The organism is Paraburkholderia sediminicola (genome assembly GCF_046026675.1).
GTDB lineage: Bacteria > Pseudomonadota > Gammaproteobacteria > Burkholderiales > Burkholderiaceae > Paraburkholderia > Paraburkholderia sediminicola_F.
Genome location: NZ_JAQQEY010000002.1, coordinates 333,640 through 353,165, shown reverse-complemented (window position 1 = coordinate 353,165; position 19,526 = coordinate 333,640). Strand labels below are relative to the sequence as shown.

Below are 19,526 nucleotides of genomic sequence, written 5' to 3'. Positions count from 1 at the left end.
CAATACGGCGCAAGCGGCCGGAGGGTAGTCTCTAGTCAGACCAATTGCCACTCAACACCCAGGCAGCCCGGGGGACGTCACGCCGACCGCGGCACGGGTACCTCGGTACACTCACCTATGGAGACTGATGATGTCGATTCGACTAGGAGAAAACGCTCCCGATTTCACTGCCGAAACCACAGAAGGGACGATCCATTTTCACGAATGGATCGGAGACCATTGGGCGATCCTGTTTTCGCATCCGAAGGATTTCACCCCCGTTTGTACGACGGAACTCGGCTACCTGGCGGGCCTCAAACCGGAATTCGATAAGCGCAACACGAAAATTATCGGGCTCAGCATCGATCCCGTCGGCGACCATAAGGAGTGGGTCAAGGATATCGCGGAGACGCAGGGCCACGCGGTCAACTACCCGCTAATCGGTGACTCGGACCTGACGGTCGCGAAGCTCTACGACATGATTCATCCCGAGGCGAGCGGCGGCGGCGCGCGCACCGCGGTGGACAATGCGACCGTACGCTCGGTATTTCTCATCGGACCGGACAAGAAGGTCAAAGCCATGCTCGTCTATCCGATGAGTGCGGGCCGCAATTTCGACGAAGTGCTGCGGCTGCTCGATGCCCTGCAGCTCAACGCGAAACACACGGTAGCGACGCCGGTGAACTGGAAACCGGGTGAAGACGTGATCATTCCAACGTCCGTTTCCAACGATGCCGCGACGCAAAAGTATCCGCAGGGTTTCAAAACCGTGAAGCCTTACCTGCGATACGTTACGCAGCCGAAGTAAAAACGCTCATTGATTGGAGCGGCGAGCGCCAGACAGTGTCGAAGTGCGACGGCCGATGCGAGTCCGGGTGCACTCACGTGCCCGGCGCGCTGAACGGGGTGCGCCCAATTCGACTGCCTGTAGGACGGTTTGGCGACGCTCCATGGGCCGCGATCCTTAACCGCTCGCAAAAGCGGGCCGCGGAGTGAAATCGTGTTGATCTTCCGGCAGCTATTCGATCAGCAATCGTCGACCTACACGTATCTTCTTGCCGACAGCGCGACGCGAGAGGCCGTGCTGGTCGATCCGGTATTTGAACAGGTGCGCCGGGATGCCGCCCTGATCGAAGAGCTCGGATTGCATCTGCTTTACACAATCGACACCCACGTCCACGCCGATCACGTGACCGGTGCATGGATGCTGAATCGCCGCACAGGTAGCCGGATTGCGATCTCGGCTGCAAGCGGCGCCGAAGGTGCGGACCGCTATCTGAGCCACGGCGACAAGGTCGAGTTCGGTGCGAGGTACCTGGCCATCCTTGCGACACCGGGTCATACCGATGGCTGCATCACACTCGTACTCGACAACGAGACCATGGCGTTTACCGGCGACTGCCTGCTGATCAGAGGCACTGGCCGCACGGATTTCCAGCGCGGTGACGCGCACGCCATGTTTCGCGCGGTCCACAACCACATTTTCACGCTACCCGCCGCGTGCCTCCTTTACCCGGCCCACGACTATCGCGGTTTGACGGTCACCAGTGTGGACGAGGAGCGGCGCTTCAATCCACGTCTTGGCGGTGAACTGTGTGAAGACGATTTCGCCGGATACATGACGAACCTGCGCCTGTCGCATCCGAAGCAGATCGATGTGGCGGTGCCCGCGAACCTGAAATGCGGCCTGGCGGCGAGCTACCCCGCGCAGATGGCGGAGCCCGATTGGGCGCCATTGACATGTAGCTTTGCGGGCATCTGGGAAATCAATGCCCAGTGGCTCGAGGAAAATCTGCGTGCGGTCGAGATCGTCGACGTGCGCGAGCCCGACGAGTTCAACGGCCCGCTGGGGCGCATTCCCGTTGCCAGGCTCATTCCATTGGGTGAGCTCGCCGGCCGCGCCCCTGAACTAACGAAGGAACGCCCGATCGTGACTGTCTGCCGGGCAGGCGGACGGTCGGCACAAGCCACGATCATGCTGCGACAGGCCGGATTCGAGCAGGTTGCCAACCTTCCCGGCGGCATGCTCCGCTGGCGTGCAGAAGGCCGCGTCGTCGACAACGCCAGCATGTGACGGAATCGTCAGTCGTCGGCTGGATGGCTAACCATCGGCCACGCGGCGTCTGATTTGGCGCTTCATGCATGCTCCTGCTTCCATTGCCGATAACGCCGCGTCAGCCGGCGCGTGCGCAGTTGATCGAGTATCAATGTCAAGACCGCGGAATACCGGGCGGGTGCCGTACGTCCCGCGCCGAGCATACGCAGACGGCGTTTGACGAGCGCCATGCGCGCGAGTGCCGCGAGCGCCCGGTCGCGCCACTCGACAGGCTGAATGTGCGCCCCCAGATCGGCGCCTGCCTGCCAGCGTGCCGGCAGATCGGGCATCACGGCAAGCGCCGTGGCCATGCCGACGACGGCGACGCCACTGTTCAGCACCTGCTCGGCCACAGCGCGGCGCCGGATGCCGCCGGTGGTCATGACAGGCATCGTGGCGACGCCGGCCAGATCTTTGGCGAATTCGAGGAAGTAGGCTTCGCGCGCGAGGGTGCGCCCGTCGGCAGTGTCGCCCTGCATCGCGGGGCTTTCGTAGCTGCCCCCGGATAGCTCGACCAGGTCGACCGACAGGTCATTCAGCCACAGCACGACTTGCCGGGCGTCCTCTTCCGAAAAGCCACCGCGCTGAAAGTCAGCGGAGTTCAGTTTGACCGCCACGCAAAAACCCGCTGAAACCCTTGCGCGCACCGCTCGCACCACGTCCAGCAACAGACGGGCACGGTTGGCGAGATCGCCGCCCCAACGATCGGCGCGGCGATTGGTCAGCGGCGAAAGGAACTGCGAGATCAAATAGCCATGGGCGGCGTGAATTTCCACGCCAGTAAACCCCGCCTGCTCCGCAGCGTGCGCCGTCGCGGCAAAGCGGCCGATGGTCTCGCTGATCTCGTCCTCGCTCATGGCGCTCGGCTGCGCGAACAGCTTGCTGTGTTTGCCGAGCGCCATCGGGACAGCGGAAGGCGCCCACGCCGTGCCGCCCATCGCCGCTAGAACCTGCCGGCCCGGATGATTGATCTGCATCCACACCTGGGCACCCCTGCTGCGCGCCGCTTGTGACCACTGCGTGAAGGGTGCAAGGGGCGTATTGGCCTCGAGCACGATCCCGCCTGGCCCGGTCAGCGCCCGGCCGTCGATCATCACATTGCCCGTAACGATAAGACCTGCGCCGCCTTCGGCCCACGAGCGGTATAGGCGATGGATCGTCTCGCCAGGCAGTTGCCCCGCGTCGGCAAGATTTTCTTCCATCGCCGCTTTGGCTAGACGGTTGGGCAGCCAACTGCCGTTGGGCAACTGCACGGGTGTGAACAGCGATGTAGTCATGGCGGAGTCAGCATACAAAAGGAGCGATGCCGCTATACTAAGATTCAAGTCAACTTGAAGGTCAAGCGTTATGAGAATCGGCGAACTTGCGGAAAAAACCGGCCTCGCGCCGTCTGCCATCCGCTTTTACGAGCAGAGCGGCTTGCTGCCTGCGCCGGAGCGCAGTGCCAATGGTTATCGCGTCTACTCTGACCTGGCCGTTGGGCGCCTACGCGTAGTGCAGTTGGCGCAGAATCTGGGCTTCCCCCTCGACAGACTGCGTGAGGCCTTCGCCGGTGACGAGGTTTATCCGAAAGAGGAATTGCTGCACAAACTCGATGCGCGGCTCGACGAGATCGAGCAACTCATGACCGCGCTGCGTACGCAGCGAAAGACGCTACGCACGCTGCGCACCACGCTCAGCGAAGCGTGGGCTGCAGGAAAGTGTGTCGACGGCGTGGAGTTGGCCAATCAGCTCCTGGCACAGCAGCAGGAACCGGTGCGCCGGTCAAAAACCCGACACGAATAAAGCAGACCGCGCGCGCACCACGGTCAAAGCTCATTTGTTGAACGGCGCCTTTTCCGGTTCAGCTGCGTACTTGTCCCGGATCGCGTTCACGCAGTGGGTGAAGCGCGTGCGGAAACCGACGGGATCGGTGCTCGGCGGCGTGAGTCCGTCCGAAGTCACGTTCCATCCGTCGGACGTACGGGTGACATCAAGATCGAAGGAAGGACCCGGCTCATTCTCGAGGATCACCGTCTCGCGCACGTCACGGCCCTCGGCGCGGATGATCGCCATGCATCCCTGGTGGAGCCCGCCCGGAGCATGCGTGTAGACGCCGCCCGGAGCGGGGTTATCCGGCGCTGCGCCGTACATCCGCATTGATTCGAATTGGGGCGGCGTCCCGGTGGTAACGAATGCGGCGTCGGCCTCGGATATCCCGTCACTACAGCCTGTTACCAAGGTGGAAATCGCAGCCAACATGACGCCGGCGGAAACGCGTCGGAGACTCGATGTGGCGTAGCGTGGCATGGTTGGTCTTGGAATTTATAGTACGTAGCGGTAAGCGGCATTTTAGGGCAAGTCGGCGTTCGTCGGCACGACCACGCGTCTCTCACGATCCGGCGACACATCGGCCACGCCCCAACGCGTCGCGAGACCACGCAATACTTAAGGAAACCTTATGCAATACAAACTATTACGTCATTTTCTCACCGTTGCATAAATCGTTAGTGCGTTATGGAATCGAAAGCGCCAGTTCATCCCGACGACTCAATTCCACTGCACATTCATCTCCGATTACCAAATGTTTCGTAACAACCAAAAGGACGAGAGATGAAGACGATCAGGAGATGGAAGCGTACACAAAGCACCGTTGGCGTGAGCGTTGCCTTGCTGGCTGGAATGTACTCGCTGGGCGCAGCGGCGAGCGATGAACACGATCACGAGCATGAGTCAGTGAAACACGTGCTGCTGATTAGCTTCGATGGCTTGCATGAGCAGGACGTCGCACGCTGTATCGGTTCGAATGCCTGCCCCAATCTTGCATTGCTGGCCAGGTCGGGCACGACTTACACCAACGCGCACACGCCAGGTCTTTCGGATTCGTTCCCGGGCCTCGCGGCGCTCGTCACCGGTGGCTCGCCCAAATCCGCGGGCCTGTTCTACGACGTATCGTATGACCGCACGCTCTACGCGCCGTCCGATAACAATTGCACCGGCAAGCAAGGCTGGAACGTCGTATTCGACGAGACCACTGGCATCGACGGTGAGAACGGCGGTGCACTGACCCATCTCAACGGTGGCGGCGCGTTCAATCCGCAAGCCATCCCTCATGCGTTGGTTAATGGCGTCTGCACGCCCGTCTATCCGCACAACTATGTGAAGACCAACACGATCTTCGAAGTGGTCAAAAGCAACGTGAAGGGCGCTCGCACCGCGTGGGCGGACAAGCATGCGTGGGGCTACGACTGGCTCAATGGACCGTCTGGCACAGGCGTCGACGACCTTTCTCGCACTGAGATCAATTCGATTGATCCGGCTACCAACACGAACTACATCGACATCTACACGCACACGGAAAAGTTCGACAATCTCCACGTGCAGTCGCTGATCAATGAAATTGACGGCAAGGATTCGACTGGCCAATCCAGCGCCGACATACCCACAGTGTTCGGCACCAACTTCCAGACACTGAGCGTCGCCCAGAAGGCAACGGTCGCGAATGGCGGCGGCTATCTGGATGCGAGCTTCACGCCGGGTCCGCAGGTAACCGGCGCGATTGCTTATCTGGACAACGCGCTGGGCCGCATCGTGTCCGAACTCAAGCAGCACAACCTTTATTCGTCGACAGCGATCATCGTCACGGCGAAGCATGGACAGTCTCCGACCGATCATTCGAAGCTGGTCAAGAACGGCGACACGCTCTCGAAACTGCTTGAAGCAAACAACTACCTGGATCCGAACGGCAACTTCGGCCAGAACAGTACGAAAAGCGGCAACCTCAATGACGGAACGGGGCTCGTCAATACGGGTCTCGTGCAGACCGATGACGTCGGCCTGATCTGGTTACGCGATCAAAGCCAATTGCCCGCAGTCGTGAAGACCCTGAAAGACAACCTGAGCTGCAACGCACCCGGCATCTGTGCGGACGGCCCGCAGGCGTACATTCTGTACGGCCCGCAGTTGAACGGCTGGTTTGGCGATCCGGCACGCGGACGTACGCCTGACATCATCGTCCAACCGAACCCGGGGGTCATCTATACCTCGAGTACGGCTAAAGACGAAGAGCACGGCGGCAATGCTCCCGACGACAGTCATCTTGGTCTCGTGATCTACGTGCCTCACGCCCATCACGCTGGTCGAAGCAACGACGAGCGTGTATCGACCACGCAGGTCGCGCCGACGATCCTGCGTTTGCTCGACCTGGAACCTGAACTGCTGCACTCGGTCGCTATTGAAGGAACGCGTGCGCTACCGGGCTTCGATCGCGAGCGCTTCTAGGCGAATGGATGCGAGTGCGTGGCCAGTACCGCGCACTCGCTTCACCGACGATGCCGTTTTTAACTACTCGAAGTCGTTTCTGACGGCGTCGTTGAAGACGTAGACAGCACCTTGATCGACTCCCAACGCGGATGCAGGAGACGCAACATAGCGAGAATCGCGCTCCTGGTATCTTCTGACACGGTTAGCTCGTCACTTCCTGTCTGAACCGCTTTCTTGCCATGCTGGCAATACTGATACTCCACGCGAACCGTTACTGACATGATTACGATTTCCTTCCTGTTAAGGCTGACATCCCACGAGTGATCGACGGTTTAACGCTATCAGTCAGTCCCTGTTCGACTCGATTCGATTGACGAATCCGCAATCCAGCAGTATCTGACACAAGTCTTCGGGCGAGCAGGACGATCCCGCCACTTCGCTCATCCGGGCGAGAACGTCAGAGAACGAAGCAAGTACGCGCCAACTGTCATAGTAAGCATGCAGTTGCGGCACGACCTCGTTGCCCAGTTTTTCCCAGCGCACGGAAAGCATACCGACCGTTCCGCCGCCCTCCACCCGGTAGAGACCGAAGGTAACGGCCGAGACAACGGACATCACCCGGCAATAGGAAGCCGGGTTCACATAGAATTCACGCCTAAGACGCTCATCGTTGCTCATCGCCGTTCTCCCCCGAGTTTTTACGGTTGTAACCCGTATAACGGCGCGCGGATGTCGAAGCTTGAGTCTCGCTTACGTCATGGTCAGCAGCGACCCGGTTAAAAATCGCACGCAGGGTCCAGCACTTCGCGGCCAACGCCACGGCGTCGGCTACAGCTCCGCAAGTGCGTTCAGCATGGCGTTCACCCGCTTTGTCGGACTGCCGTCAACGCGGTATGCACGGGAGTTTCAGACACCCGCACCAGCCGCTTGATGCTCCGTCGATAAACGGGTACTGGCTGCCTATGTGATCTCCCACCGCGATGCACGTACCGGGTGCGCCACAGGTCATCGCCAGTCATGCCTGCACCATGACATGCATCACCAAACGTTTGCGGTGTGCACGACAACGCCCACGAAGCCCATCGAATCAACCCGGCCCAATGCTTGCTTTTATGTAGGCACAACATTTCCACGCTACCAGGACCAGGCCATGTCGAATCCGCTCGAAATCGTCGAACTAACGCATCACGTCAAGAAGCTCGCGACGGGGAAAATTTCCGATATCAACGACATCAATCGCGAGACCACCTTCCTCGCACTCAACGCATTGATCGAAGCGGCACGCGCGGGCAATGCGGGCCGTGGCTTCGCGGTCGTGGCGAATCAGGTCAAGCATGTGTCCGCGCGGATCGGCGAAATCACCACGGTGCTCAATCGCGAACTCGCCGGCTCGCTGACCAAGCTGACCGATCTCGGCGACAGCATGATCGAACGGCTGCGCTCGCACGAAGGCCAGCGCAGCGCCGATCTCGCGCTGAACATGATCGACGTGATCGACCGCAATCTGTACGAGCGCTCATGTGACGTGCGTTGGTGGGCCACCGACTCCGCGGTGGTCGACTGCCTCGCCAATCAGAATGCCGAAACGCGGGCGTATGCGTCGCGCCGTCTGTCGGTGATTCTCGACAGCTATACCGTGTACCGCGATTTATGGATCATCGACGCGGCGGGCAATGTGGTCGCGAACGGCCGACCCGATACGTATGCGGTACACGACCGCAATGTCGCCGAAGCCAGTTGGTTTCGCGATGCGATGAAAACGCCTTCGGGCGCGGACTTTGTTGCGGGCGATATCGAGGCGCTGCCGCTTCTGAAGCATGCGCACGTCGCGACCTATGCGACAGCGATCCGCGAAAACGGTGCGGTCGACGGCAAGCCACTCGGTGCGCTAGTGATCTTTTTCGATTGGGCGCCGCAAGCGTCGGCAGTCGTTAAAGGCGTGCGGCTCACGGAGGAAGAATGGCGCCGCACGCGCTGCATGATCGTTAATGCATCGCACCGTGTGATTGCGAGCTCGGACGACAAAGGCGTGCTCGACGAACAGTTCCGTCTGAATACCGACGGCCGTCCAGCGGGTTTTTATCAACTGACTGACGGCCGCACCGTGTCGTTCGCCGCCACCCCAGGCTATGAAAGTTATCGCGGCCTGGGGTGGTACGGTGTGATCGTGCAGTCGCCTCCGGCATAAGCCATTTGCCTTGATCGCCGGGTGATCTCCTCAAACAAGGCGTCCTGAACATCTGACGCCGTCAAGGGATTCACGTACGCGTAATCGACGCGCCGCCATCGACCAGCGAAGCAGTACCGGTTACGAACGACGAGTCATCGGACGCAAGATAAAGCACCGAACGGGCGAGTTCTTCCGGCCGTGCAACCCGCTTGAGCGCGTGCAACCCGGTCACGAAGGCTTGCGACTCGGCGGTGTCGTTCATGTCGCGATACATCGGTGTGTCCACGGCACCAGGCAGAATGGCGTTGACGCGCACACCTTGCGGGCCATATTCGGCAGCAAGCGCTTGTGTCAGCCCAATCAGGCCGGCCTTGCTCGCGGCATATGCCGCGGTGCCCGGGAAAGCGAATGAGTAGCCAACGAACGTCGACGTGAAGATGACCGACCCGCCACCGTGCTTCACCATCTCGGGGATCTGGTGCTTCGCACCCAAAAAGGCGCTCGTCAGATTGGTCGCCAAAGCAGCCGACCAGCCGGCTTCCGACACACCCGAGGTCGGGCCCATTTCGCCCAGCGTGCCGGCGTTGTTATAGGCAATGTCGAGCCGACCGAAGCGGCTGACGGCGAGCGCGACCAGCGCTTTCGCGAAGTCCTCCGACTGCACGTCGCCCGCCAGAAACGCGGCCTCACCGCCTTCGCTGACGATCTCGGCAGCGAGCGTTTCAAGTTCAGCTTCGCGGCGCGCCGCGATCACGACTTTTGCGCCTTCCGCGGCGAACAGTTTTGCGGTGGCACGGCCAATTCCCGCGCTGGCGCCGGTCACGATCGCGACTTTTCCTGATAAGCGTTGCATGTTCAATCTCCTGCTGCAGTGTGTTGACCAGTGCCCAGTGCCTTGGTCCGTGAGAAGCAATATAGGCTTCAGTCACTCATGCAGGAAGGATCAAAACATGGGTATATCATTCAGTATTTGTGAATGATCGGGGAAAGGCATGGACCGGCTGCGTGCTTATGAAGTCTTCGTGACTGTGGTGAGCCGCGGCAGCTTCACGCGCGCCGCCGATGCGCTCGAGACGTCGCCCGCCAATGTGACCCGCTACGTGAATGAGCTGGAAGCGCACCTCGGCACCCGTCTGCTGAATCGCACCTCACGCAGGCTTTCGCTGACTGAGGGCGGCGAGACGCTTTACGCCCGCTGCAAATCTATCCTCGACGACGTCGCCGAGACTGAGGGGCTTGTGTCATCGGCGTCGGTCGAACCGCGCGGCCGACTGCGCATCAATGCGCCTGTGAGCTTTGGCATTCTCCATCTGGCGCCGCTATGGCCCGAGTTCATGCGGAAATATCCCGGCGTGGAACTCGATGTCGCGCTGATTGACCGTGTGGTCGATATCGTCGAGGAAGGCTACGACCTCGCCATTCGCATCTCGCGCGCCGGTTCGACCAGCCACGCGGCCCGCAAGCTGGCGACGTCGAGAAACATCCTGTGTGCGTCGCCAGAATACCTGGCGCGTTGCGGATACCCTGCTGAGCCAGCCGACTTGATCGAGCATCAATGCATCGGCTACTCGTACGCCGCCACCGGCGACGAGTGGCAACTCATGGACCGTGAACGCAAAGCTCACACCGTGAAGGTCAACTGTCACATGCATACCAACAACGGCGATACAGCACGCGCGGCTGCGCTCGCCGGGCAAGGCGTGATCTGGCAACCCACCTTTCTCATCGGTAACGACCTGCGCGCCGGCAAGCTCGTTCAGGTTTTGCCTGACTATCGCTTGCCTGACATCGACGTACTCGCGTTGTATCCGAGCCGTCGGCATCTGAGTGCCAAGATACGCGCGGTGATCGATTTCCTGGTCGATGCGTTCGGCGACGTGCCGCCATGGGATCGGGATGGCGGAGGTTAAGCGGGTCTCGTGCCGCCTCGGTCCGCGATTCGTCACTGCCCGGCAACGCAAGGCCTTAATGCTGTTACCACCGGATACGCGTCGTCGTGCCCGCGACGCGTATCCGGCAAACAGTCAATCACCCACCGAACACTTCCGTCAGTTGCGTATTGAAGCTATTGACGAAGGTGTGCTCACCGGGTCCCGGGTTCGCGCGGAACGCCTTCGCCCCTTCGACCAGAACCTCATCCACGTCCGTTCCGAGCACAGCGATCGTTTCGTCGATGAAGGCGTCAAGCGGCATCGCCTGTTCGGCCTCGCGGCTATTCATGAGGTCCGTGCGCACCCAGGGCGGTGCGATTTCGAGTACGCGAACCTTCGTGTTCCGCAGCATGAAGCGTTGCGAGAGAACGTACGAATGCAGCGCCGCCTTGGTCGACGAATACACGGACGTCACGGCCAACGGAACGAAAGCGAGGACCGAGCTCGTATAGGCGACAACAGCGTCGTTCCGAGTCTTGAGATGATCGAGCAGCGCCGACGTCATGCGGATCGGCCCCATGAGGTTGGTTGTAATGGTGGATACCAGCAACGCGTCGTCGATGTGGCCGCCCGCCTGGTCGGGCTGCATGATCCCTGCGTTGTTGATCAGCACGTTGAGGTCGGGATAGTCCGCGATCAATTGCGCCGCTACCTTCTCGATGCTGGCCGGGTCGGCAATGTCGAGCTCGATCGCAGCCATGCCGGGATTCGCTGCCACCACCTCGTCAAGGTGGCCGCGCCGGCGGCCGCTGATGATGACCTTGTTGCCGCGCTTGTGGAGCGCCTCGGCAAGCCCGCGGCCAATGCCCGAACCGCCGCCCGTGATGAAGATCGTGTTTCCGGTGAGTTTCATGATCGTACTCCTGATGAAGTTGAAGTTGATTTGCTGTAGATGAGGTTGGCGTGGTCAGGCAGGGAAGCTGTCGCCGAACATCGGCAGACCGCTCGCTGATTCGGCGCGGGTCGCTTCGTCCTGAAGCACGTCCCAGTGCTCGGCGAGCTTGCCGTTTTCAAAGCGGACGACATCGGCTGCGATCCACGCAGCGGGCCGGCCGTGTCCCGAGAAGCGCCCATGTGCAATGACATAGTCGCCCTCGGCCAGGATCAGCTGATTCTCATAGCGCAACGTGTCGGGCAGCGTGCGAACCAGGTCGAACAGACCGTTGCGTCCCGGCGCGATATGAGCGCTATGTTGGATGTAGCTGTCGGACCAGAAGCGCCCGGCTGCTGCGTAGTCGCGCTTGTTGAACAGGGTGTCGAATGCCTCCAGCACGAGCGCCTTGTTCTGTTCAGGGGTTGTCTTCGTCATGGTGATGCCCTCTTTCAAGAGTGAGGTGACGACGCGTTCAGGCGTCGGATAACCGTTGTGCCTCCTGCCGCCTGGACATACAGGTAAAGAAGGCTATACTTAAGACAATGGTGAATGACATTGTCATTGAAATGGATTGTGGGCGGCCGCCTTGGCGATGTCAATGATGATCACCATTGTATTTTTTGATGGGTCTTATTGGGTCGCTATCGGCCAAGGGAGGGAAAGTGGGTGTTTCCAGGCAGCAGGCAGTCGAAAACCGGCACGCGATCGTGGCTGCGGCTGAAAAGCTGTTTCGCGAGCGCGGCGTCGATGCGGTCGGTCTCGCCGAGTTGATGAAGGCGGCGGGCTTTACGCAGGGCGGTTTTTACAACCACTTCAAATCAAAAGACGCGCTGGTCGCCGCGGTGATGGAAAAGGCGATGGAAGAAGGGGGCGAGGCTTATGCCGCCCTGATCGACGGCGCGAAGTCATCTGGCGCTGACCCGGTCAAGTACAACATTCAGTGGTACCTGTCTCCCGAGCATCGCGCGAATATTGAGGCGGGTTGCCCGTGGTCGGGTTTTGTAGGCGACGCCCGCCGTTTCGACGACGTCGCGCGTGGCGCTTATGCAGAGGGTCTCGCGGTAAACCTCGACCGATTTGCCAAGGTCATCGAAGAGACCGAGGGGATCAGCGAAGGCGGCCGCAGCAAGGCGATCACTCTGTTCAGCCAGATGGTCGGTGCGCTGCTGCTTTCGCGTGCTGTTGCAGACGTTGATCCGGCGCTCGCGGATGAAATTCTTGACGAGGGTCGCCAGCATCTCCTCGCTGCGGTGGACACACAATCCGCAATTCAATCGCGTGGACGGTAGCCCGATGTGCAGTTCGGCGGTGCGTCTGTAGCCTTACCGAGACTCACCGCTGTTCCGCATTCCCGCTGCGACCGGCAATGGAGAGACGGGGAAGGAAGGGAGCACTCCGCTCCACAACGCCACCTACGATTTCAACGACGAGATCCTGCTCACCGGTGCGCGATACTTTGCTGAAATCGCGCGGCTCGCGCTCCCTTCTGCCTGAGCCGCGTCCCCTTTCTACCGCCACGGTGTCTGCTCGACGTCAGAGGCCGTGCGGGTCGCGGGTTTTCATAAGCGTCAGGCGGGGGAATCGCCTGCCTTTGCGGCCTTTATCGCGGCGCACTCAAGCATGGCTTCGCCGATCACGTTTTCTCCCCGTTCATTGAGGGCAGCGCCGGCCCCTTCTATATCCCGCACTTCTTTGTTCTGGCCGAGCTTGATCTTCCCGACAAGGCGGGTGATTTCGATCTCGACGCCGACGATCGCCCTGAGCATCATATCGATGTAGTCGCAGGAGCTATCCGTCATCTTCCACGGACGAGGCTGGGAGGCTTCATGGGTCCGCGTAAGACGGGCGACCAACCCTCGAACATAGCGTTCGTCATCGCGGATGGTCACCCGGCCGTGCGCGTGGACCACCCTGTAGTTCCATGTCGGCACCTGCTTGTGAAGCTCGTGCTTGCTCGGATACCAGTTGGGCGAGATGTAGGCGTCGCCCGCGCGAAACACGACCAGTACCTCGTCCCCGTTGGCCACGTCTTGCCAGACCGGATTGGCGCGAGCTACGTGAGCATGCAGGACGCCACATGCGCCTTCGCCGGCTTTCAGATCAAACGGAATGTGGTTGGCGTCCAGACCGCTTTTGCCATGCGTGAACAGAGTGCCGAACGGATTCTCTGTGATCAGCGAGTGCAGCACCTCGGTGCGCGGTTCATCAAAATGAGTGGGTACGTACATAGGGGCTCCGTGATGAGTGCAGCGATGCGCTAACCCTCATTGCAGGCAACGCCGGTGCGGCAGGCCTGCAAAGAATTGTGGCGGCAAACTGGTTTATATTGTAGAACCAGTTTGGATCATTTTCTTTGGACCAGAAAGCCATGGCTCGCAAACCGAAAGCGGTGGAAGTTCCGGCGATCGGCATGCTGGATCGATCCGCGGGCCATTTGGGCCGTCAGCTCGCGCAGGCGCTGCGCGACGCCGTTCGCCGTGGCGACCTTAAACCCGGCGAGGTGCTCCCCTCCACGCGCACGTTAGCTGCTTCATTGCATGTTGCACGGGGAACCGTCGTCGAGGCATTCGAGCAACTGATCGCCGAAGGCTTTCTGCAATCGCAGCCTGGCTCGGACACGCGCGTGGCGCAATCGTTGACGCTCCCCGCCGACGCCCGAGGGCGGTCCTCATCCGTTGAAACTGCCCCGCTTCCAGAGCGCGCCCGTCTGTTCGCACAGGTTGCACGTCAGTTTGCTGCCGTACCGCAGGCGCCTTTCGCCGTTTCGGTACCCATTGGCCCTGCAGCTCCGGATGATGTCTGGCGCCGGCTCGGCAACCGGCTGCGCGCCCGCGGACCCGGCGCGCCGGCCGGGTATGGCGACCCACAGGGGGCGCTGGCGCTGCGCGAAGCGGTGGCCGACTACGTCAGGAAATCGCGCTCGGTTCGCTGCGAGGCTGACCAGGTGATCATCACCAGCGGCACACAGCAAGGCCTTTACTTGTCATGCCAGGTGCTGCTCGATGGCGACGCGTCGGCGTGGGTAGAGGACCCGGCGTATCGGGGCATTACGGCCATTCTGGAAAGCACCGGCCGCCCGGAGCGCATGATCCGGGTGCCTGTCGACGCGGAGGGCCTCAACGTCGATGAGGGTATCAAGCTGGCGCCGCATGCACGGGCAGCATTCGTCACGTCGTCGCACCAGTACCCGCTGGGAATGCCATTGAGCATGGCGAGGCGCAACGCGCTGTTGACGTGGGCCCGCGCGAACAACGCCTGGGTGGTCGAAGACGACTACGACAGCGAACTGCGTTATGCGGGACATCCGTTTCCGTCGCTCCAGGGGCTCGACCCTAACCGGGTGGTCTATCTCGGCACCTTTAGCAAGATCCTGTTTCCGTCATTGCGGCTCGGCTATGCCGTTGTCCCGCAGAATCTGGTGGAAGCATTCTGCGGCGCGCGCGTGCTCATGGATCGCAATCCCCCAAACGCGGACCAGCATGTACTGGCGGCCTTCATCGCGGAAGGCCACCTGGACCGCCACATCCGGCGTATTCGTGGCTTCTATGCGGACCGCCGCGCGTGCATCATCGAAACACTCGAGCGACGGCTGCCGAAAGAGGTCGCCTGGCTGCAGCCGAGTGATCAGGGCATGCACCTCGTCCTCTGGCTTGGAGGGAATGTCGACGACCGGTTGGTGGCGTCGTTAGCAGGCGAAAGTGGGGTTGCTGTACGAGCGGTGTCACCCATGTATGCCGAGGGGAAAGGTCCAATGGGCTTGATTCTGGGTCTCGGCGGTTTCAGCGACGCTGAAATTGAAATTGCCACTCAACGTCTCGCCACGTGTATCGAGGCTGCGGCAAAAGCGGCGCGCCGTGCGAATCCGCAGGGCGCCGCTGCCGTAAAAGCGTAACTGAATGATCTACCAGGGAATGGTCGCTTCCGCGCGCTAGCCTTGCTGCGCTTGCCAGCCGATGCCGAGGCTTTTCTGCAACGACACAAAGTCCTTGAGCAACTCGGCCTGTCCCGCGACAACATTCTGCTGTGCGGTGAATTCTTCGCGCTGCGTGTCAAGCAGATCGATCAGCGTGGCAACGCCGGCGGAATAGCGCTGCCGCATCAGCGTGGCCGAGTGGCTTGCGGATGTTTCCACCTTTTGCAACGTGACGACATGCTCGCGCTGATGCCCATAGCGCGAGAGCGACGAGTTCGCGTCCTGCAGCGCGCCGAGCACGGCCTTCGTATAACGCGCTTCGGATTCGTCACGCGATGCCTCGGCTGCATGCACGCTACCCAGTGTGCGGCCAAAATCGAACGCGTTCCATTGCAGATACGGCGCACCAATCCAGCTGAAATTGTTCTTGCGCACGAGATGACCCGGATCGCCTGCGCTGAAGCCGATATCGCCGAGCAACGTCACCTTCGGGAAAAAATCCGCGATGTGTTCGCCGATCTGCGCATTGCTCGACGCAAGCCGCCGCTCCGCTGCGCGAATGTCGGGACGCTGCTGCAACATCACCGACGGATCGCCGATTGCCACCGTCCCCGGTAACACCGGCAGCGGCCGCGTGCCCGCGAGTTGTTGGTCGAGCGCGCCGGGCTCGCGGCCGGTCAGTACGGCGAGGCGGTCGAGCGAATCGGTCAGTTGCGCGTCGAGCGGAATCAGCGTCGCTCGCGTGTTCTCAACCTGCGTGCTCAGGCGTTCCACATCGAGGTCTGCTGCCGTGCCACGCTCCCGGCGCTGTTGCGTGAGCGTCAACATCTTCTGTTCGGTCTCTGCCTGACGCTGCGCGAGTTCAAGTCGCGTCTGCTGGTCGCGCAGTTCGATGTAGGCCTGTGCCACCTCGGCCGCGAGCGACACCTGGGTGTCCGCGAGATCGGCGTCGACGGCTTCCGCATCCGCGGACGCCGCTTCGATGGCACGCCGCGTGCCGCCAAACAGGTCGATTTCCCACGTGGCGTCGAAGCCCGCGGTATAGAGCTGCAGCGGGCCTCGACCCGACGATGTGCTACTGCCCGACGAGCTTCCGGAGCTGAGCGAATTCAGATCAGGCGAGCGCATGCGCAGCGCGGCAGCATCGCCAGAAATTTTCGGCAATTCGTCCGCACGTTGCTTCTGCAGTTGTGACCGCGATTCCCGCAACCGGGCCTGCGCAATATGCACGTCGGGACTATGTGCAAAGGCAGCGGCGATGAGATCGTTCAGCTGTGGATCGTTGAATGCGAGCCACCACTGGTTCGGCGCGGGCGTCGCAGTCGTGCCGGAGGCCGGCGCACGCACGAAGGTCGCGCTGCTGCGGGCGTCCTGTGCAACCGGCGGTGCGCCGTGATAATCCGGGCCGACCGTGCAACCCGACAAGGCGGACAGAAGCGCGGCGGCGGCCAGTGCGATAAACGAGGGACGGTTGAACATCATGGTGTGATGAAAAGACATTAGTGTCCGGCGGAAGAAGGCGGCGGCGCATTCCGGCTGGGTGTTTTCAGAAGCAGCGCAAGCGGAATGCAGGCGATCAGCGCGATGCCGAGCAGATAGAAGGTTTCCGAATAGGTCATCACGATGGCCTGCTGCTGGATCTGCGCCCCGAGTTGCCCAAGCGCACGCACCTGCGAGTACGCCATGTCGCCCGTATGGGCGAACCAGTTCGCCGCGTTCGCCGCCAGGCTCTCCTGGCCGATCAGCGAATTGGCACTGACCGACTCGCGGATCATCGCGGTATGAAAGGTCGTGCGCCGGTCGATCACGGTACCGATGATCGCAAGGCCGATCGACCCGCCGAGGTTGCGCGCCATGTTGTAGAGACCGGCGGCGTCACCGGAATCTTCGCGCGACACGGCAGCCATCGATGCCTGATTGAGCGGCATCATCGCGAGCATCTGTGCGGTACCGCGTATCAGTTGCGACCAGATGAAATCGTGCCCGACACTCTGAGCCGTCAACTCGATGTCGATCATGCAACTGATTGCGTACAACACCAGCCCGGTAATCACCAGCACGCGGAAGTCGACTTTGCCAAGCAGCCGCGGCAGGATCGGCATGATCATGAAGGCGGGCAGCCCGGAAAGCAGCATGATCGCGCCGGACTGTTCCGCGTTGTAGCCCGCGACCACCCCGAGAAACTGCGGCAGCAGATACGACACACCATAAAGCGCTGCGCCGACGGCGGACACGATCACGATCACACTGGCGTAGTTCGGGTTGCGCATCAGGCCGAGGCGCACGATCGGCTTCTTCGCGGTCATTTGCGAGGCGGCAATCAGGATCATGCCGAAGACCGACACGCAAGTGAGCATCACGATCGTCGACGATTCGAACCAGCGCTCGCGCTGACCTTCTTCGAGCACCACCGTGAGCGAACTGAGACCGATCGCGAGACCCACGATGCCGAGCCAGTCCGCCTTGAAAAACGCTTCCCAGTGCGGCCGGTCTGACGGCAAGCCGACGATCAACAAGGTCATCAGCGCAAGGCAGATCGGCAGATTCATGAAGAAGCACCAGCTCCAGCTGATGTTCTCCGCGAGCCAGCCACCGACAACCGGTCCAAGCAGCGGCCCGAGCAATACGATCAAGCCGAACATGGTCATGCCGACCGGCATCTGCGATAGGGGCAGGCGCGTGCGGATGATGGTCTGCGCCGTTGGGATCAGCGCGCCGCCCGTGAAGCCCTGCCCAATGCGGCCGGCGATCATCATGGGTAACGTGTGCGACCAGCCGCACATCATCGAGAACGCAATGAAAAGCGCCGAATTGGTGAGCAGGAAATTGCGCAGGCCGAACACGCGCGTAAGCCATGCCGCCAGCGGAATCATCACGATTTCCGACATCAGATAGCCAGTCGAAATCCAGGTGCCTTCCGTACCGGTGGCGCCGATTTCGCCCTGAATCTGCGGCAGCGCGGAGTTCGTGATCGAGATGTCGAGCGTCGCCATCAGAGCGCCGAGCGCGCCCGCAGCGACGGCGATCCAGTCGCCGACGCTGGCGCGCTCCTCCCCACGCGGTGCGGCGGCGGGCGTTGTGGTTCCCGATTCAGCCACGATGGTTCTCGCTATCGATGCGTGCGTCACGATCGCGCGCGGAACGCGTGTCGACATCCACGGTCACCGACAGCCCGGGCAGGAGCACGCTGCGCGTCTCCGCGCCCGTGTCGATCCGAATCCGCACGGGCACCCGCTGCACGATTTTCGTGAAGTTGCCGGTGGCATTTTCCGGCGGCAGCAACGCGAACTGCGAGCCCGTGCCGGGCGAGAAGCTGTCGATCACGCCGTGCAGCGTATGACCGGGCAACGCGTCGACATGCATTTCCACCGGCTGACCGACGCGCATCCCTCCCACCTGCGTTTCCTTGAAGTTTGCAAGCAAATAGGTACTTTGGACCGGCACAACTGTGAGCATCCGTGTGCCGGGTTGCGCGTACTGACCGACGCGCACGGTGCGATCGCCGACCTTGCCGCCGAGGACACTGCGCACCACGGTGTTGTCGAGATCGAGTTGCGATTGCTGCGCGCTGGCCTGGGCCGCTTCGAGTTGCGCCCGCGCCTGCGCGAGCTGCGCGGTGGCCGAACCGATCTGCGAGCGTGCTGCCTCGACCGCCGCCGCATTCGCGGCGAGCGTGGCATCCGCCTGATCGCGGCTACTGGTCAATTCGGCCAGCCGTTCGCTGCTTTCAGCGCCGGTGGCGACGAGCGGCGCGTAGCGACGCACCTCGTCGCTCGCGTGCTGCGCGCTCACGCGCGCCACCTGCTGCTGCGCCTGGGCCTGCGTAATGTTGGACTGCTGTTGCTTGATGTCGGCCTGCGCGCGTTCGATGTCGGCCTTGCGCGCGTCGATCGTGGCCCGCGCCTGGTCGAGCGCGACCTGATACTGGCGGGCGTCGAGATGGACAAGCGGATCGCCCGGCTTCACAACCTGGTTGTCCGCAACGTAAACTTCCGTAACGTAACCGGCGATCTTGGGCGCCACGGTAACGCTGTCGGCCTGCAGATAGGCGTCGTCGGTGCTTTCGATGAAGCGGCCCACGGTCCACCAGCGGGCGAGCCAGACGGCGCCGACGATCAGCGCGACGACGCCGAGCGCGACCAGCACCGTGCGCCGGCTGTGACGCCTCGCGCCCGCTGCGGGCGAATCTTCGGCGGGTATCGGGCGGGAGGGAGAGCCTGCAGTCGCTGACATCGTATCGGTCCAATTGTTTCCAGGTGGCACAATTATTCCAGTTGATCAAATTGTGTCAAGTGATATATTTCTTACGAATTCCCGCAATA

General features: G+C 61.4%; 18 protein-coding genes and 1 pseudogene. 9 read left to right on the top strand and 10 right to left on the bottom strand.

Features of this window, described 5'->3' with window-relative positions:
• Window positions 1-130 precede the first annotated feature (130 nt).
• Both PQQ86_RS21465 and PQQ86_RS21460 read left to right on the top strand, forming a co-directional pair.
• Window positions 131-787, top strand: coding sequence for a peroxiredoxin (locus tag PQQ86_RS21465; RefSeq protein ID WP_408279282.1), 657 nt, complete (start codon window positions 131-133; stop codon window positions 785-787).
• A gap of 195 nt (window positions 788-982) precedes the next feature.
• On the top strand, window positions 983-2,053 hold the full coding sequence (locus tag PQQ86_RS21460) for a rhodanese-like domain-containing protein (protein WP_408279280.1): 1,071 nt from the start codon (window positions 983-985) through the stop codon (window positions 2,051-2,053).
• Window positions 2,054-2,115: 62 nt separating this feature from the next.
• On the opposite strand, the gene PQQ86_RS21455 is transcribed toward PQQ86_RS21460, so the two are convergent.
• Entirely contained in the window at window positions 2,116-3,351 is a 1,236-nt protein-coding gene (locus PQQ86_RS21455) for an NADH:flavin oxidoreductase/NADH oxidase family protein (RefSeq protein ID WP_408271309.1), read from the bottom strand.
• A 70-nt stretch (window positions 3,352-3,421) separates the two neighbouring features.
• Between PQQ86_RS21455 and PQQ86_RS21450 the strand changes: the two genes are divergently transcribed.
• Complete coding sequence (locus tag PQQ86_RS21450) at window positions 3,422-3,859, top strand: MerR family transcriptional regulator (RefSeq protein ID WP_408271306.1); 438 nt, start codon at window positions 3,422-3,424, stop codon at window positions 3,857-3,859.
• Window positions 3,860-3,889: 30 nt separating this feature from the next.
• Here the strand turns inward: PQQ86_RS21450 and PQQ86_RS21445 are convergent, their stop codons facing one another.
• Window positions 3,890-4,129 carry a hypothetical protein gene (locus PQQ86_RS21445; protein ID WP_408271304.1) on the bottom strand — a complete coding sequence of 80 codons (240 nt, stop codon included), beginning with the start codon at window positions 4,127-4,129 and terminating at the stop codon, window positions 3,890-3,892.
• A gap of 537 nt (window positions 4,130-4,666) precedes the next feature.
• Here PQQ86_RS21445 and PQQ86_RS21440 point away from each other — a divergent pair.
• On the top strand, window positions 4,667-6,334 hold the full coding sequence (locus PQQ86_RS21440; RefSeq protein WP_408271302.1) for an alkaline phosphatase family protein: 1,668 nt from the start codon (window positions 4,667-4,669) through the stop codon (window positions 6,332-6,334).
• A 327-nt stretch (window positions 6,335-6,661) separates the two neighbouring features.
• Here the strand turns inward: PQQ86_RS21440 and PQQ86_RS21435 are convergent, their stop codons facing one another.
• Window positions 6,662-6,994: a hypothetical protein gene (locus PQQ86_RS21435; RefSeq protein ID WP_408271299.1), complete on the bottom strand. Its 333-nt coding sequence runs from the start codon at window positions 6,992-6,994 to the stop codon at window positions 6,662-6,664.
• A gap of 472 nt (window positions 6,995-7,466) precedes the next feature.
• Between PQQ86_RS21435 and PQQ86_RS21430 the strand changes: the two genes are divergently transcribed.
• Window positions 7,467-8,504: a methyl-accepting chemotaxis protein gene (locus PQQ86_RS21430; RefSeq protein ID WP_408271296.1), complete on the top strand. Its 1,038-nt coding sequence runs from the start codon at window positions 7,467-7,469 to the stop codon at window positions 8,502-8,504.
• Between the two features lie 70 nt (window positions 8,505-8,574).
• Here PQQ86_RS21430 and PQQ86_RS21425 read toward each other — a convergent pair whose 3' ends face one another.
• Window positions 8,575-9,339 (bottom strand): SDR family oxidoreductase, encoded by a 765-nt coding sequence (locus PQQ86_RS21425; RefSeq protein WP_408202575.1) that lies wholly within the window; start codon window positions 9,337-9,339, stop codon window positions 8,575-8,577.
• Window positions 9,340-9,478: 139 nt separating this feature from the next.
• Between PQQ86_RS21425 and PQQ86_RS21420 the strand changes: the two genes are divergently transcribed.
• Window positions 9,479-10,396, top strand: coding sequence for a LysR family transcriptional regulator (locus PQQ86_RS21420; protein WP_408271290.1), 918 nt, complete (start codon window positions 9,479-9,481; stop codon window positions 10,394-10,396).
• A gap of 118 nt (window positions 10,397-10,514) precedes the next feature.
• Here PQQ86_RS21420 and PQQ86_RS21415 read toward each other — a convergent pair whose 3' ends face one another.
• Together PQQ86_RS21415 and PQQ86_RS21410 are read right to left on the bottom strand one after the other, a co-directional pair.
• Window positions 10,515-11,270, bottom strand: a complete 756-nt coding sequence (locus PQQ86_RS21415) for an SDR family oxidoreductase (RefSeq protein ID WP_408271287.1) — start codon at window positions 11,268-11,270, stop codon at window positions 10,515-10,517.
• A gap of 54 nt (window positions 11,271-11,324) precedes the next feature.
• Window positions 11,325-11,726: a nuclear transport factor 2 family protein gene (locus tag PQQ86_RS21410; RefSeq protein WP_408271284.1), complete on the bottom strand. Its 402-nt coding sequence runs from the start codon at window positions 11,724-11,726 to the stop codon at window positions 11,325-11,327.
• Between the two features lie 227 nt (window positions 11,727-11,953).
• On the opposite strand from PQQ86_RS21410, the gene PQQ86_RS21405 reads away from it, so the two are divergent.
• Both PQQ86_RS21405 and PQQ86_RS21400 read left to right on the top strand, forming a co-directional pair.
• Window positions 11,954-12,580, top strand: coding sequence for a TetR/AcrR family transcriptional regulator (locus PQQ86_RS21405; protein WP_408271281.1), 627 nt, complete (start codon window positions 11,954-11,956; stop codon window positions 12,578-12,580).
• A 73-nt stretch (window positions 12,581-12,653) separates the two neighbouring features.
• A pseudogene (locus tag PQQ86_RS21400) lies at window positions 12,654-12,785 on the top strand (amidohydrolase); the annotation flags it as partial.
• A gap of 74 nt (window positions 12,786-12,859) precedes the next feature.
• Here the strand turns inward: PQQ86_RS21400 and PQQ86_RS21395 are convergent.
• A complete protein-coding gene (locus PQQ86_RS21395; protein ID WP_408271278.1) occupies window positions 12,860-13,519 on the bottom strand; it encodes an FMN-binding negative transcriptional regulator in 660 nt (219 codons plus the stop codon).
• A 140-nt stretch (window positions 13,520-13,659) separates the two neighbouring features.
• Here PQQ86_RS21395 and pdxR point away from each other — a divergent pair, with 140 nt between their 5' ends.
• Entirely contained in the window at window positions 13,660-15,183 is a 1,524-nt protein-coding gene (pdxR, locus tag PQQ86_RS21390) for a MocR-like pyridoxine biosynthesis transcription factor PdxR (protein ID WP_408279278.1), read from the top strand.
• A 36-nt stretch (window positions 15,184-15,219) separates the two neighbouring features.
• Here pdxR and PQQ86_RS21385 read toward each other — a convergent pair whose 3' ends face one another.
• From PQQ86_RS21385 to PQQ86_RS21375, 3 genes are read right to left on the bottom strand one after another with little or no spacing between them, the layout of a single operon-like run.
• The gene (locus tag PQQ86_RS21385; RefSeq protein ID WP_408279276.1) at window positions 15,220-16,686 is read right to left on the bottom strand and encodes an efflux transporter outer membrane subunit; all 1,467 of its coding nucleotides are present in this window, start codon (window positions 16,684-16,686) and stop codon (window positions 15,220-15,222) included.
• Window positions 16,687-16,703: 17 nt separating this feature from the next.
• On the bottom strand, window positions 16,704-18,359 hold the full coding sequence (locus tag PQQ86_RS21380) for an MDR family MFS transporter (RefSeq protein ID WP_408271275.1): 1,656 nt from the start codon (window positions 18,357-18,359) through the stop codon (window positions 16,704-16,706).
• Window positions 18,295-19,437, bottom strand: coding sequence for an HlyD family secretion protein (locus PQQ86_RS21375; protein WP_408271272.1), 1,143 nt, complete (start codon window positions 19,435-19,437; stop codon window positions 18,295-18,297). Before PQQ86_RS21375 ends, PQQ86_RS21380 begins: the two co-directional genes overlap by 65 nt.
• Window positions 19,438-19,526: the final 89 nt, after the last annotated feature.